This window comes from Stenotrophomonas sp. STEN240 (assembly GCF_056756175.1).
In genome coordinates this window covers 51,286-66,077 of record NZ_JBRRBO010000006.1, presented here as the reverse complement: position 1 = coordinate 66,077, position 14,792 = coordinate 51,286, and the positions used below count along the sequence as shown (strand labels likewise).

The following is a 14,792-nucleotide window of genomic DNA, read 5'->3' as shown; positions in this document are numbered from 1 at the left end:
ACAGCCACGATGCAGCAGTTTGCGAACGGAGATTCACCATGAGCTATTTCCTTGATCGCTTGCAGTTCTTCAAGCGTGATCCACAACCCTTCGCCGACGGCCATGGGTTCAGCAAGAGCGAAGGGCGGGACTGGGAAAACAGTTATCGCGCCCGTTGGCAGTACGACAAGATCGTGCGCTCCACCCACGGCGTGAACTGCACCGGCTCGTGCAGCTGGAAGATCTACGTCAAGAATGGCCTGGTCACCTGGGAAACCCAGCAGACCGACTACCCGCGCACCCGCCCGGACCTGCCCAATCACGAACCGCGCGGCTGCCCGCGTGGTGCCAGCTATTCCTGGTACCTGTACAGCGCCAACCGGCTGAAATATCCGCTGATCCGCGGCACCTTGCTGCGCATGTGGCGGCAGGCACGCAAGACCATGTCACCGGTCGAGGCCTGGGGCAGCATCGTGCAGGACCCGGCCAAGTCGCGCGAGTACAAACGTCGTCGCGGCATGGGCGGATTCGTTCGATTGAACTGGGACGAGGCCAACGAGATCATCGCAGCCTCCAACCTTTACACCACCAAGGAGTTCGGCCCGGACCGCATCGTCGGTTTCTCGCCGATTCCGGCGATGTCGATGGTGTCCTACGCGGCCGGTGCGCGCTACCTGTCGCTGCTCGGTGGTGCCTGTCTTTCCTTCTACGATTGGTACTGCGATCTGCCGCCGGCCTCGCCGCAGGTGTGGGGCGAGCAGACCGACGTGCCCGAATCGGCTGATTGGTACAACAGCCGCTACATCATCGCCTGGGGCTCGAATGTGCCGCAGACGCGCACGCCCGACGCGCACTTCTTCACCGAGGCGCGCTACAACGGCACCAAGACGGTGTCGATCTGCCCCGACTATTCCGAGCTGGCCAAGCTCACCGACCATTGGCTGCACCCCAAGCAGGGCACTGACGCCGCGCTGGCGTTCGCCTTCGGCCACGTGATCCTGCGCGAGTTCCACGTCGATACGCCCTCGCAGTACTTCCAGGACTACTGCCGCAAGTACTCGGACATGCCGATGCTGGTGCGCGTGGAGCGACGCGCCGACGGCCGCCTGGTGCCGGGCCACTTCCTGCGCGCAAGTGAGTTGGGCGGGCTGGGCGAGAGCAACAACCCCGAATGGAAGACGCTGGCATTCGACGAGAACAGCGGCGACATCACCGTGCCGAACGGCTCGGTCGGCTTCCGCTGGGGCGAGAAGGGCAAGTGGAACATCGAGGAGAAGGCCAGTGATGGCCATGAAACCCGCCTGCGGCTGAGCCTTGCCGATATCCACGACGGTATCGAAGCAGTGAGCTTCCCGTACTTCGGTGGCATTGAGAGCGACGGCTGGACCGCTGCGCCGGCCGAAGAAGTGCTTGAGCGCAACATCCCGCTGCGCCGCCTGCCGCTGGCCGATGGTGGCGAAGCACTGGTGGCGACGGTGTATGACTTGTTGCTGGCGCAGTACGGCGTTGATCGCGGCTTCGGCGGCGTCAACGTCGCCAAGAGCTTCGACGAAAATGTGCCGGGTACGCCGGCCTGGCAGGAGCGCATCACCGGCGTGTCACGCGCCGAGGTGATCGAGATCGCCCGCGAGTTCGCCCGCACTGCCGACAAAACCCATGGTCGCAGCATGATCATCGTCGGCGCCGGCATGAACCACTGGTTCCACAACGACATGAACTACCGTGGCCTGATCAACATGCTGGTCATGTGCGGCTGCGTGGGCCAGACCGGCGGTGGCTGGGCGCATTACGTGGGGCAGGAAAAACTGCGTCCGCAGACCGGCTGGCAGCCGCTGGCGTTTGGCCTGGATTGGAGCCGTCCGCCGCGCCAGATGAACGGCACCTCGTTCTTCTACTTCAACACCGGGCAGTGGCGTTACGAAAAGCTGCAGGTGGACGAACTGTTGTCACCGCTGGCGGATGCATCCAAGTACAGCGGCAGCCTGGCCGACCTCAACCTGCGCGCGGTGCGCATGGGCTGGTTGCCGAGTGCACCGCAGCTGGACCGCAACCCGCTGCAGCTGGTGCGCGAGGCCGAACAGGCCGGCATCGCTCCGGCCGATTACGCGCTGTCCAAGTTCAAGGACGGCTCGCTGGACTTTGCCTTCGCCGATCCTGATGCCGCGCAGAACCACCCGCGCATGATGTTCATCTGGCGCTCCAACCTGCTTGGTTCCTCCGGCAAGGGCCATGAGTACATGCTGCGGCATCTGCTCGGCACCCGTCACGGCCTGCAGGGCAAGGACCTGGGCGAGATGGGCGCGGTCAAGCCCGAGGACGTGAAGTGGCATGACGAGGCGCCGGAAGGCAAGCTCGACCTGCTGGTCACGTTGGATTTCCGCATGTGCACCACTGCGCTGTATTCGGACATCGTGCTGCCGACCGCCACCTGGTACGAGAAGGACGACCTCAACACCTCCGACATGCATCCCTTCATCCATCCGCTGTCCAAGGCAGTGGATCCGGCCTGGGAATCACGCAGCGACTGGGACATCTTCAAGGGCGTTGCACGCACGCTGAGCGACATGGCACCGGGCGTGCTCGGTGTTGAAAAGGACTTGGTGCTGGTGCCGACCCTGCACGACACGCCCAACGAGCTGGGCATGCCGTTCGGTGTGGCCGACTGGAAGAAGGGCGAGTGCGAGGCCATCCCCGGCAAGACCATGCCGAGCATGACCGTGGTCGAGCGCGACTACCCGAATCTCTACCGCAAGTTCACCTCGCTCGGTCCATTGCTCGACAAGCTCGGTAATGGCGGCAAGGGCATGAGCTGGGATACCAAGCACGAGGTTGAATTCCTCGGCAAGCTCAACCACACCGTGCTGGAGGAAGGCATCAGCAAGGGCCGACCATCCATCGACACAGCGATTGATGCCTGCGAAGTGGTGCTGCATCTGGCCCCGGAAACCAACGGCCATGTCGCGGTCAAGGCCTGGGAATCGCTGAGCACCTTCACCGGCCGCGAGCACGCGCATCTGGCGCTGGGCAAGGAACATGAGGCAATCCGCTTCCGTGACATCCAGGCACAGCCGCGCAAGATCATTTCCTCGCCCATCTGGTCCGGGCTGGAAGACGACAACGTCAGCTACAACGCCGGCTACACCAATGTGCACGAGCTGATTCCGTGGCGCACGATCACCGGCCGCCAGCAGTTCTACCAGGACCACGAGTGGATGATCGACTTCGGTGAGGCCTTCATGAGCTACCGGCCGCCGGTCAACACCCGCACGGTGGAGCCGCTGCTCAACAAGCGCTCCAACGGCAACAAGGAGATAGTGCTGAACTGGATCACCCCACACCAGAAGTGGGGCATCCACAGCACCTATAGCGACAACCTGATCATGCAGACACTGTCGCGTGGTGGACCGATCGTGTGGCTGAGCGAGGACGACGCGCGCAGTGCCGGCATCGAGGACAACGACTGGATCGAGCTGTTCAACGTCAACGGTGCGATTGCCGCGCGTGCGGTGGTCAGTCAACGGGTGATGTCGGGCATGGCGATGATGTACCACGCCCAGGAACGCATCATCAACGTGCCGGGGTCGGAGATTTCCGGCACCCGTGGCGGCATCCACAACTCGGTGACCCGCATCGTGCTCAAGCCCACCCACATGATCGGCGGCTACGCGCAGCTGGCATGGGGCTTCAACTACTACGGTACCTGCGGTACCAACCGCGATGAGTTCGTGATCGTGCGCAAGATGGACAAGATCGATTGGCTGGATGACGAGCAATCCAACTCGAATGCCTCGGGCGCAGCACGGGAGGTGGTGTGATGAAAGTACGTGCCCAGATTGCGATGGTATTGAACCTGGACAAGTGCATCGGCTGCCACACCTGCTCGATCACCTGCAAGAACGTGTGGACCTCGCGCGAAGGCGTGGAATACGCCTGGTTCAACAACGTTGAAACCAAGCCCGGTATCGGCTACCCCAAGGAATGGGAGAACCAGGACAAGTGGAACGGCGGCTGGGTGCGCACCAGCGCCGGCAAGCTGGTGCCGCGTGCCGGTGGCCGCTGGCGCATGCTTGCCAAGATCTTCTCCAACCCCGACCTGCCGCAGATCGACGACTACTACGAGCCGTTCGATTTCGACTACCAGCACCTGCACGACGCGCCCGAGCTGAAGCATCAGCCGACCGCACGGCCGCGCTCGCTGCTGACCGGGCAGCGCATGGAAAAGATCGAGTGGGGCCCGAACTGGGAGGAAATCCTCGGTACCGAGTTCTCCAAGCGCTCGCGTGACTACAACTTCGACAAGGTGCAGAAGGAAATCTACGGCGCCTTCGAGAAGACCTTCATGATGTACCTGCCGCGCCTGTGCGAGCACTGCCTCAATCCGGCCTGCGTGTCAGCCTGCCCATCCGGTGCGATCTACAAGCGCGAGGAAGACGGCATCGTGCTGATCGACCAGGACAAGTGCCGTGGCTGGCGCATGTGCGTGTCGGCCTGCCCATACAAGAAAATCTATTACAACTGGAAAAGCGGCAAATCCGAGAAGTGCATCTTCTGCTACCCGCGCATCGAGATGGGCGAGCCCACCGTGTGTTCGGAAACCTGCGTGGGCCGCATCCGCTACCTCGGGGTGATGCTGTACGACGCCGACCGCATTGCCGAGGCCGCATCGGTGGCGGCGGAGAAGGACCTGTACCAGGCCCACCTGGACATCTTCCTGGATCCGTTCGACCCGGCGGTGATCGAAGCCGCGCGTGCCGAAGGCATCCCCGACAGCTGGCTGGAATCGGCCAAGCAGTCGCCGGTCTACAAGATGGCCATCGACTGGAAGCTGGCACTGCCGTTGCACCCGGAATACCGCACCTTGCCGATGGTCTGGTACGTACCGCCGTTGTCGCCGATCCAGTCGGCGGCCGAGCGTGGCCACGTCGGCATGAGCGGCGAGCTGCCGGATATCGCTTCGCTGCGTATTCCGGTGCGTTACCTGGCCAACCTGTTGACGGCGGGTGACGAAGCGCCGGTGGTGCGGGCGCTGGAACGCTTGATGGCAATGCGTGCCTGGCGGCGCGGCAAGAACGTCGATGGCGTGGAAGACATGCGCGTGCTTGAGCAGGTTGGTTTGACCCCGGCGCAGGTCGAAGAGATGTACCGCTACCTGGCCATCGCCAACTACGAGGACCGCTTCGTGATACCCAGCGCGCACCGCGAGTACGCCAACGACGCCTTCGGCGAACGTGGCGGTTGCGGCTTCACCTTCGGCAATGGCTGCAACGGTGACAGCCCGGCCGACCTGTTCAGCCAGCGCAAGAACACCACCTTTGCGGTGCATCCAAATCGCCAGCACCGGCACGAGGTGACGAAATGAGTGTGCTCAAGCTGATTGGTGTATTGCTGGATTACCCGCGTGACGAGCTTTGGCAGCATGGCGAGGAGCTGCTTGAGGCCTGCGACGATCCGGCGCTGTCGCCGGCCCGTCGCGGGCAGTTGCAGGCCTTCGTACGCGAGCTGCTGGCCAGTGATCCGCTGGATGCGCAGGACCGCTGGTTATCCACCTTCGACCGTGGCCGCTCGATGAGCCTGCTGGTGTTCGAACACATCCATGGCGAGTCGCGCGACCGTGGTCAGGCCATGGTCGACCTGATCGACGCCTATCGCAAGAACGGTTTCGAGCTGGATGCGCGCGAACTGCCGGACTATCTGCCGCTGTTGCTGGAATACCTCTCGCACCGGCCGCAGGCCGAGGCCAAGGACTGGCTGCACCACATCGGCCACATCGCCGGCATGCTCGCCGCGCGTGCGGCAGAGCGGCAGCTGCCGCATGCGGTGTTGCTGGAAATCCTGGTCGAGGCCGGCGAAGGCAAGGTCAACCTGGCGGTGCTGCGGCAACGGGCAAGCGAGGAAGTGCGCGATGACACCGTCGAAGCCATGGACAGCCTGTGGGAGGAAGAGGCGGTGCGCTTCGGCACCGATGCGCCTTCGCAGGATTGCGATCCACCCCATCGTTCACCGGCACGCGCGCAGCCGCGGGAGATCCAGCCATGAATTACCTCAATCAGTTCGCCTTCCAGTTCTATCCCTACATCGCGGTGGCGGTGCTATTGATCGGCAGCTGGGCGCGTTATGACAAGGCCATGTACAGCTGGCGTACCGGCTCCACCCAGTTGCTGTCGGATCGCGGCATGCGCATTGGCAGCAATTGCTTCCACATCGGCATCATCGCCATCCTCGGTGGCCATTTTGTCGGCCTGCTGACCCCGCATGCGTTGTATGAGCCCTTCATCACCTCCTCGCAGAAGCAGTTGCTGGCGATGGTGGTCGGTGGCTTCTTCGGCGCGCTGTGCTTCGTCGGCATCACCATTTTGCTGGTGCGGCGGCTGACCAATGCACGGGTCCGCGCCATCGGCAGCTTTGGCGACACGCTGGTGCTGGTGCTGCTGTTCGCCCAGCTCTGTCTTGGCCTGTACAGCATCAAGGTCTCGGCCGGCCATCTGGACGGCGGGGTGATGGTGATGTTGGCCGAGTGGGCGCAGCACATCGTCACCTTCCGTGCCGGCGCGGCCGACTATGTCGAAGGCGTGCATTGGGTCTACAAAGCGCACATCTTCCTCGGCCTGACGCTGGTGCTGATCGCACCGTTCACCCGTCTGGTGCATGTGTGGAGCGTGCCGCTCAGTTACCTGTGGCGGCCGTACCAGGTGGTGCGTCGTCGTCAGGCCACGCTGCGCTACGGTCCGCGGGAGTAAGCCATGGGCAGCCTGCCACGCATACTTCCGATCACGGTGATCGACTCGGACAAGTCGGTGCCGTCCGAAGCCGGCCACCATCACGAACAGGATGCGGGAACCCGTGGCCTCGGCCAGCCGGCGCCATGCAGCCTGTACGTGCAGGACACGGCAATCAATGAAGCCGATATCGCCCGCGAGATGCAATTCCATCGGGCGATGCGCCCCGAGCAGTCACGTGCCGATGCGGCACGTGCACTGGTGGTGCGCGAGCTGCTGCGGCTGGAGGCCGAGCGGCTCGGCCTGGCCGATGTACCCGGCGCCGGCCAGGAGACCAGCGAGGAAGCGCGCATCCAGCAGTTGATCGAGCAGACGCTGGAGGACCGCGTTCCCAGCGAGGACGACTGCCAACGCTACTTCGCGCAGAACCCGGAAAAGTTCCGTGCACCCGACCGCATCCGCGTACGCCACATTCTGCTGGCGGCGCCGGCCGATGATATCGCCGGCCGGTTGAAGGCGCGCACCCAGGCCGAGAAGCTGATTGCCGAGCTGCTTGAACAGCCGCATGTGTTTGCCGACCTGGCCGCGCGTCACTCGCAATGCCCATCCAGCAGCAAAGGCGGCGAGCTGGGCTGGTTGCAACGCGGCCAGACCACGCCGGAGTTCGACCGCCAGGTGTTCCGCCTGCGCCAAGGGCTGGCGGGCTTCCCGGTGGAATCGCGCTGGGGCTACCACGTAGTGGACGTGGTGGCGGCCGAAACCGGCGAAGCGCTCGGCTTCGAGCAGGTGCGGGCGCAGATCAGTGACTACCTGGAACTACAGGTGCGCCAACGCGACCTGCAGCAGTTCCTGCTTGAGCTGCGCGAGCGCTACCCGGTGCGCGGGCTTGAAGACATCGAAGCACAGGCCGAGTAAGACGTAACCCCCCAGGAGTGGCAATGAGCCAGAATCTACAGAACATCAGCAGCGGCGAACAACAACGTGCGTTGTGGTTGAGCACGTTCGCCTTCACCGTGTGCTTCGCGGTGTGGATGATCTTCGCCATCATCGGCATCCAGATCAGCGAGCAGCTGGGTTTGAACGACACCCAGTTCGGCCTGCTGATCGCCACCCCGGTGCTGACCGGCTCGGTGATCCGCGTCTTCCTCGGCATCTGGTCCGACCAGTTTGGCGGCCGCAAGGTGATGACCTTGGTGATGCTGTGCGGCGCGGTGGCGACCTGGCTGCTGACCTATGCACAGACCTACCCGCAATTCCTGCTGGCCGCGTTGTTCGTCGGCATTGCCGGCGGCAATTTCTCGGTCGGCGTCACCTATGTGTCCAAGTGGTTCCCGGCGGAGAAGCAGGGCACCGCACTGGGCATCTTCGGTGCCGGCAATATCGGGTCGGCAGTGACCAAACTGCTGGCCCCGCTGGTGATGGTGGCGTCCGGCTGGATGATGGTGGCCAAGTTGTGGGCGGTGGGATTGGCGGTGACCGCCGTGCTGTTCTATCTGTTCAGCAAGGAAGATCCGTCGCTGGAAGAACGCCGCCGCAGCGGCGTCAAACCGATGTCCTTCGCCCAGCAGATGGCGCCGTTGAAGAACCTGCAGGTGTGGCGCTTCTCGCTGTACTACTTCTTCGTGTTCGGCGGCTTCGTCGCGCTGGCACTGTGGCTGCCGCACTATCTGGTTGGCGCCTACGGCATGGACGTAGCCACGGCGGGCATGTTGGCGGCGTGCTATTCGATCCCGGCCAGCCTGTTCCGGGTGGTGGGCGGCTGGCTGTCCGACCGCATCGGCGCACGCCGGGTGATGTACTGGACGCTGGGTGTGTCGTGCATCTGTACTTTCATCCTGGCCTATCCGGATACCCGCTACATCGTGCAGGGCATCCATGGCGAAATCAGCTTCCATCTGGCGATCAGCGTGACCCTGTTCACCGTGCTGGTGTTCGTGCTCGGCTTCTTCATGTCGCTGGGCAAGGCCGCGGTATACAAGCACATCCCGGTCTATTACCCGCAGCATGTGGGCTCGGTCGGCGGTGTTGTCGGCATGATCGGTGGCCTCGGCGGTTTCATCCTGCCCATCGTGTTCGGCGCGCTGAACGATGCGCTTGGCATCTGGAGCAGCTGCTTCATGCTGCTGTTCGTGCTGGTCAGCATTTCCCTGGCGTGGATGCACTTCGCCATCCGCCGCATGGAGCGTCGCAACTTCCCGCAGCTGGACCGTGAGACCGACCTGCCCGAAGCCATCGATGCCGGTGTGGCGGAGAAACAGCGCCGCGCTTGATCCAGATCAGTGAAACCCGGCGGTCCGTGCGCGAGGATGCAGGCATGTCAGTAGAGACCGCCGGGATGGATGACGCCACATTGCATGTCGCATTGCTGCAGCAGCCGGCGCACGTACTTTTCCCGGCGCCGGCGGAGCTGAGCCCCGGCTTCGCCGAAGCCGGCTGGCGCGCCGCGCTGCAGGCCAGCAACGAACATCTCATTCCGCGTGCGTTGACGCTGGGCTTCTGCGCCCCGCCACATGACATGGAGCGCGCGGAGAACATTCTGGATGCCCTGCTGGTGTGCCTTGGCCTGCACGCCAACATGCTGGCCAGCGACCGCGAAGTGGCCGCCATGGTGCTGCAGCCGGGCATTGTCGAACACCTTCCGCCGGCATTGCTGGGACGCCTGCTGGATGCCGTGCCGAACCAGCTGTGCACCATCGCCAGGCCGCAGGTCGAGGTGCGCCTGGATGCGGCCAGTGAGGTCCAGCCTGCGGCATTGCGTGAGGTCGGTTGCACGCGGATGACGGTGATCGATCATGCCGGCGTCGATGGCCCGGCGATGCTGGCGCAAGCCCAGCAGGTCGGGTTCACCGCCTGCTATTACCAGCTGCGGGTTCCGTGCTACGCCGATGAGTCGTTCCTGCAGCGCTTGCAGCGGGTGCTGGAGCTGGCGCCGGAGCGTATCGTGCTGCCGTCACCGGCGCTGCTGCCCGGGTACCCGTTGCCGGCGAATTGGCTGCAGGCCTGGAGGCTGCTGCGTGCGGCCGGCTACCAGGCGCTCGGTGGCGACCACTATCAGCGGCCCGGGCTGGCACTGCCGGTGCGCAACGGCGACGGCCAGCGGCATTGCGATCTGCTCGGCGTGCCCCGGCGCGAGCGGCATGACCTGCTCGGTATCGGTGTCGGCGCCTGCAGCCAGATCGGCGATGTCATCTGCCGGATCGCGCCCGAGCCAAGCCACTGGCGTGCCTGCCTCGTCGCCGGGCAGCCGGGGGTATCGTCCGGGCTCATTCTTTCCGAGCATGAGCGTATGACCGATGAAGTGGTCCAAAGCCTGGCCTGCGACCACGCCTTGGACATGGGTGCGTTTGAGTGGCGTAACGCCCAGCCTTTCGACACCTGCTTCGCGCATGCCTGGGAACGTGTGGCCATGTTCATCGAGCGTGGCTGGCTGCGGCGTGAGGGCGACATGCTGTTGATTGAAAATGAAGGACAGCTGCTGTGGCGTATGATCGCAGCAAGCTTTCGACCCTTGGCCGTAGTTGCTTGAAACCGGAATGACGCCATCAGCCCCCCCACCGCGTGGCCCGCAGGGCTCTGCAACACCCAATCCGGCCGCTGCCAGCGACGGTGACGCGCTGCATTTCTGCACCACCTGCGCGTTTTCCGATGCCTGCAGTTCGCAGGGTTATGACAAGACTGCGCTGAACGAGCTGCACGTGATGGTCGATCACGTTGGCCCCTACCATGCGGGCGACTACATCTTCCGCGCCGGTGAGCCGTTCGACTCGATCGCCGCTGTGCGTGCCGGCATGGTCAAGACGTTCGTCGACGACAGCCTCGGCAACGAGCAGGTGCTGGGTTTCGCCCTGCCCGGCGAGGTCATCGGTTTGAACGCCATCCACGGCTCGCGCTATCCCTGCAATGCAGTGGCGCTGGATACCGTGCATCTATGCCGCATTTCGTTTCCGCGCATCAGCCTGCTGGCCAGCCGCATGCCGGGGCTGCAGGCCAAGTTGTTCAGCCTGCTCAGCGCCGAGATCGGCAAGGCGGCGCTGCTGGCGGCCAACTACCGTACCGAGGAGCGCATGGCGGCGTTCCTGTTGGATATCTCCAACCGCTATGCGCGACGCGGCTTCTCGGCCAATCGCTTCAACCTGACCATGACCCGCACCGAGATTGCCAACTACCTGCGCATGGCACCGGAAACCGCCAGCCGGGTGTTGCGCCGGCTGAGCGATGAGGAAGTCATCGCAGTGAAGCAGCGCGAGATCATCCTGCTGCAACCTGAGCGCTTGGCGCTGATGGCGGCCACCGATGACACAAGCGAATGATGCCCAACCGAGGATGCATGCATGAACAAGCTGTGGGCGTTGTTGTTGCTGGCCGCCGCACTACCGGCCAGCGCGGCTGAGCTGACGGTCTCGGCCGCCTCCAGCCTGACCGAGAGCTTTCGTGAAATTTCCGCTGCGTATGAGAAGGCCAACCCGGGCACGAAGGTTGATTTGAACTTCGCCGCCTCCGGTACCTTGCTGCAGCAGATCGCCCGTGGCGCGCCCGTCGATGTGCTGGCCTCCGCCGACCAGGCGACGATGACGCAGGCGCAGACCGGGGGACTTATCGATCCTTCCACCCAGCATGTGTTCGCACAGAACAGCCTGTGGGTAGTGGTGCCGCCGAACGCAGCACGCAAGCCGGCCAACTTGGCAGCGTTGGCGGCTGCGGACGTGAAGCGTGTCGCCATCGGCAACCCGGACAGCGTGCCGGTAGGCCGCTATGCACGCGGCGTGCTGCAGCAGGCTGGTCTGTGGCCGGCGCTGCAGGCCAAGCTGATCAGCACCCAGAACGTGCGCCAGTCGCTGGACTACGTGGCACGTGGCGAAGTGGACGCTGGTTTCGTCTATGCCACCGATGTGCAGGCAATGAGTGATCGCGTGCAGCGCGCCTTCCAGGTGCCGGTTGCCGGCGGTATCAGTTATCCGCTGGCGATGGTGAAGACCAGCCGCAATGCCGCTGAGGCCAAGCGCTTCATCGCCTTCGTGCGCTCGGCGCCGGGCCAGGCCATTCTGCACAGGCACGGTTTCGGCAGCCCCTGATGGTGGATCTGGACTGGAGCGCGTTGTGGTTGTCGCTGAAGGTGGCCGGCTGGGCGACCGCGATCAACCTCGTGCTCGGCGTTGGCCTGGGTGCCTTGCTGGCGCGCCGACGCTTTCCCGGCCGTGAACTGCTGGACACAGTGTTCACCCTGCCGATGGTGTTGCCGCCCACCGTGCTCGGCTATTACCTGCTGGTGTTGATCGGCAGCAATGGCCCGCTCGGGCGCTGGTTGGAGAGCAGCTTCGGCATCAACCTGGTGTTTACCTGGCAGGCGGCGGTGATTGCGGCGGCGGTGGCCTCGTTCCCCTTGGTGTTCAAGCCGGCGCGGGCCGCGTTCGAGGATGTGGATGGGCAGCTGGAACAGGCGGCGCGCACCTTGGGGGTGTCCGAGTGGGCGCTGTTTTTCCGGGTGACCTTGCCGCTGGCATGGCGCGGCATTCTGGCCGGCCTGCTGTTGGCGTTCGCGCGTGCGATGGGTGAGTTCGGCGCCACCATCATGGTCGCCGGCAGCATTCCCGGGCGCACCCAGACCTTGTCCATCGCCATCTACGAAGCGGTGCAGGCCGGCAACGATGGCCGCGCCAATGCCCTGGTACTGCTGTCCTCGCTGGTCTGCATCAGCGTGCTGCTGCTCGCCGCGCGGTTGGTAGGGCGGCGACAGGAAGGGGCGCGGCATGTGGCTTGAGCTGGACATCCAACGCCAGTTGCAGGCGGCTGGCCAGCAGTTCCAGCTGCAGCCGGCACTGCGTTGCACGCAGCCGAACGTGGTGTTGTTCGGCCCGTCCGGCGCCGGCAAGAGTCTTACCCTCAAGGCGGTGGCCGGACTGCTGCGGCCGGATACCGGGGTGATCCGGATGCACGGCCAGCCCTTGTTTGACGCGGGCGCAGGCATCAACCTTTCGCCGCAGCGCCGTCGCATCGGTTATGTGTTCCAGGACTACGCCTTGTTCCCACACCTCACGGTGCGGCAGAACGTAGGCTTCGGCCTGCAGCGAGGTCTGTTGAATCCGCCACGCGGTCGCCGCATCGATGCGGTGGAACAATGGCTGCAGGCGTTCCGCATCGATCACATCGGTGATCTCCTGCCGGCGCAGATATCCGGCGGCCAGCGTCAGCGCACCGCCTTGGCGCGGGCATTGGTGACCCAACCGCAGGCCTTGCTGCTGGATGAGCCGTTCGCGGCGCTCGACCACGCGTTGCGCGCGCATCTGCGCCAGGAACTGGAAACCGTGTTGGACCAGACCGGCATCCCGCTGCTGCTGATCAGTCATGACCCGGAAGACGTGGACATGTTCGGCCAGCAGGTGGTGCATCTGGCCGACGGCCGCGTGCAGGTCTGAGCAGCGCCGCGTCTTCTGCATCACGCAGCGCATGCGGTATGTGCTGACGGGCTTGCTCAGTCCGGCTTTCCATCCGCGCGCGGGCGGCAGTAGATCCACGCCAGCCGCAGCAGCCATGGCGCGAGCACCAGCAACCAACCGGCAGCTGCCACGGCGTGCCAGCGCCAGGGATCGTCCAGCAGCGGCGCGAGGATGCGCAGTACTGCTACCAGCTGCAGGCCGAGCAGGGCGATCCAGGCCACCAGCGGCATCACCAGCGCACGGCCCGAATGGCCTTGGGTGACGCGTGTGACCATCGCCACCAGCAGGCTCCCGAACAGACCAATCGCCAAGGCGTGCAGCGGTGCGCGTTCCAGCCAGCCAGGCTGCCCGGCAAGCGCGGCGATGTCCTGCAGCAGGTACAGCAGCATCGCCAGCGGCCACCACGCCAGCCCGTAGAACAGCACCGCCAGCAAGGCCGGCTTGGGGCCACGCGGCCACCAGCGCCACAGCGTGTACAGTGACAGCAGCAGCAAACCGGTATCGGCCAGCAGCGTTGCCAGGGGCTGCTGCAGGTTTTCACCGGCCAGATGCAGCAGGCACAGCCCCCACAGGATCGCCAGCCATTGCGGTGGCCGCCACGCCTGATAGCCCGGCACCACGTTGCCAGCGAAGAAGGGGAACATGCGGTGGGCAACGCTGGCGTAGACCGGCAGCAGCAAGCCAAAGCTGCCGATCGAAACGCTGAGGGCGTGCCAGCGGATATCGCCACCAACAGCAGCGGCGGCAAAAGCCAGCAGGCCAAGCCAACCCACCAGCAAGCCAGACCAGCACGACAGGGCGTGCCAGGTGCGCCCGCGCTCCTGCAGCAGCAAGCGGCCCAGAACCCACACACCGAAGCCCCAGCCAAGGATGGCCAGCAACAGCCCAAGCCGCAGCCCAGCTGACCAACCGACGCTGGCTGCCAGCAGCGCTAGCTGCGCCCCGAACAGTCCGCCACCAACACCGGCGTACTGCCAGCGCGGCAGCGCCGGCAATCCCATCCAGCGTGGGAAAACAGTCAACAGGAAACCGAAAATGAAACTCGGCAGCACCAGGTACTGCATCCATAACCCGTGCAGCCAGGCCGCCGGCAAGGCGGGCGCGGGCAGGGGTTTGCCCAGTTGCAACCCACCCAGCCACAGCGCCCACCAGCCCATCGCCAGCCCGAGATTGGCCACGCCGATGAAGAACAGCAGCCGGTGCGGCGCGTTGAGGATGGGCAGGCGTGTGGGAGTGGTGTTCACGGCGAGAGTATCCGCCCACTGGAAGCCGGCTGTGCTGATCAATGTCAACGTCGGTGACAGGGCGCGGAACCTTGGGCGGCGATTGCCGGAAAAATAAAATGCGGTGTTGCAGCGCAACGCCGTCGTTCTGGCCATCCTCGTCCACCGTGCTCTGTAGACGGGCCTGGCTGCTGCGTGCATCCAGTGTTTTATCCGTGTAACGCGGGCTTATCCCAATTCAGCGTCATGTGCAGGATCTGCCATGTGGAATCCTTACGTCGTAGTGCACTTGACAGTGTTTTTTTTCCGGTTATATCTTTGCCGAACCAGGCACAACTGCATCAACGTCGATGCGGATGTGCCAACCAGATCGAGTAACAAGAGCAAATGGGCTCTCCCGGAATTCTCCGGGAGGGCCTTTTTTTGTCCAAAAAAAATCT

General features: G+C 64.2%; 12 protein-coding genes. 11 read left to right on the top strand and 1 reads right to left on the bottom strand.

The genetic code is table 11. The features are described from left to right. Nucleotides 1–38 precede the first annotated feature (38 nt). From ACVOKO_RS04250 to ACVOKO_RS04200, 11 genes are read left to right on the top strand one after another with little or no spacing between them, the layout of a single operon-like run. Complete coding sequence (locus ACVOKO_RS04250; protein ID WP_346497599.1) at nucleotides 39–3,794, top strand: nitrate reductase subunit alpha; 3,756 nt, start codon at nucleotides 39–41, stop codon at nucleotides 3,792–3,794. After that, nucleotides 3,794–5,338 (top strand): nitrate reductase subunit beta, encoded by a 1,545-nt coding sequence (gene narH, locus ACVOKO_RS04245; protein WP_099589916.1) that lies wholly within the window; start codon nucleotides 3,794–3,796, stop codon nucleotides 5,336–5,338. Before ACVOKO_RS04250 ends, narH begins: the two co-directional genes overlap by 1 nt. Next, entirely contained in the window at nucleotides 5,335–6,015 is a 681-nt protein-coding gene (gene narJ / locus ACVOKO_RS04240; RefSeq protein ID WP_057627037.1) for a nitrate reductase molybdenum cofactor assembly chaperone, read from the top strand. The genes narH and narJ overlap by 4 nt, the downstream gene beginning before the upstream one ends. Continuing rightward, on the top strand, nucleotides 6,012–6,716 hold the full coding sequence (gene narI, locus ACVOKO_RS04235; protein WP_346497596.1) for a respiratory nitrate reductase subunit gamma: 705 nt from the start codon (nucleotides 6,012–6,014) through the stop codon (nucleotides 6,714–6,716). The genes narJ and narI overlap by 4 nt, the downstream gene beginning before the upstream one ends. Before the next feature lie 3 nt (nucleotides 6,717–6,719). Next, complete coding sequence (locus tag ACVOKO_RS04230; RefSeq protein ID WP_346497594.1) at nucleotides 6,720–7,610, top strand: peptidylprolyl isomerase; 891 nt, start codon at nucleotides 6,720–6,722, stop codon at nucleotides 7,608–7,610. Nucleotides 7,611–7,633: 23 nt separating this feature from the next. After that, nucleotides 7,634–8,965 carry an MFS transporter gene (locus ACVOKO_RS04225; protein WP_346497592.1) on the top strand — a complete coding sequence of 444 codons (1,332 nt, stop codon included), beginning with the start codon at nucleotides 7,634–7,636 and terminating at the stop codon, nucleotides 8,963–8,965. A gap of 44 nt (nucleotides 8,966–9,009) precedes the next feature. After that, nucleotides 9,010–10,221 carry an oxygen-independent coproporphyrinogen III oxidase gene (locus ACVOKO_RS04220; RefSeq protein WP_346497590.1) on the top strand — a complete coding sequence of 404 codons (1,212 nt, stop codon included), beginning with the start codon at nucleotides 9,010–9,012 and terminating at the stop codon, nucleotides 10,219–10,221. Nucleotides 10,222–10,228: 7 nt separating this feature from the next. Next, entirely contained in the window at nucleotides 10,229–11,005 is a 777-nt protein-coding gene (locus tag ACVOKO_RS04215) for a helix-turn-helix domain-containing protein (RefSeq protein ID WP_346497588.1), read from the top strand. A 21-nt stretch (nucleotides 11,006–11,026) separates the two neighbouring features. Then, nucleotides 11,027–11,767 carry a molybdate ABC transporter substrate-binding protein gene (gene modA / locus ACVOKO_RS04210; protein ID WP_346497586.1) on the top strand — a complete coding sequence of 247 codons (741 nt, stop codon included), beginning with the start codon at nucleotides 11,027–11,029 and terminating at the stop codon, nucleotides 11,765–11,767. A gap of 2 nt (nucleotides 11,768–11,769) precedes the next feature. Continuing rightward, entirely contained in the window at nucleotides 11,770–12,453 is a 684-nt protein-coding gene (gene modB / locus ACVOKO_RS04205; RefSeq protein WP_346497733.1) for a molybdate ABC transporter permease subunit, read from the top strand. Next, on the top strand, nucleotides 12,443–13,108 hold the full coding sequence (locus tag ACVOKO_RS04200; protein WP_346497584.1) for a sulfate/molybdate ABC transporter ATP-binding protein: 666 nt from the start codon (nucleotides 12,443–12,445) through the stop codon (nucleotides 13,106–13,108). The genes modB and ACVOKO_RS04200 overlap by 11 nt, the downstream gene beginning before the upstream one ends. A gap of 56 nt (nucleotides 13,109–13,164) precedes the next feature. Here ACVOKO_RS04200 and ACVOKO_RS04195 read toward each other — a convergent pair whose 3' ends face one another. Further along, nucleotides 13,165–14,373: an NnrS family protein gene (locus ACVOKO_RS04195; protein ID WP_346497582.1), complete on the bottom strand. Its 1,209-nt coding sequence runs from the start codon at nucleotides 14,371–14,373 to the stop codon at nucleotides 13,165–13,167. Between the last annotated feature and the right edge of the window lie 419 nt (nucleotides 14,374–14,792).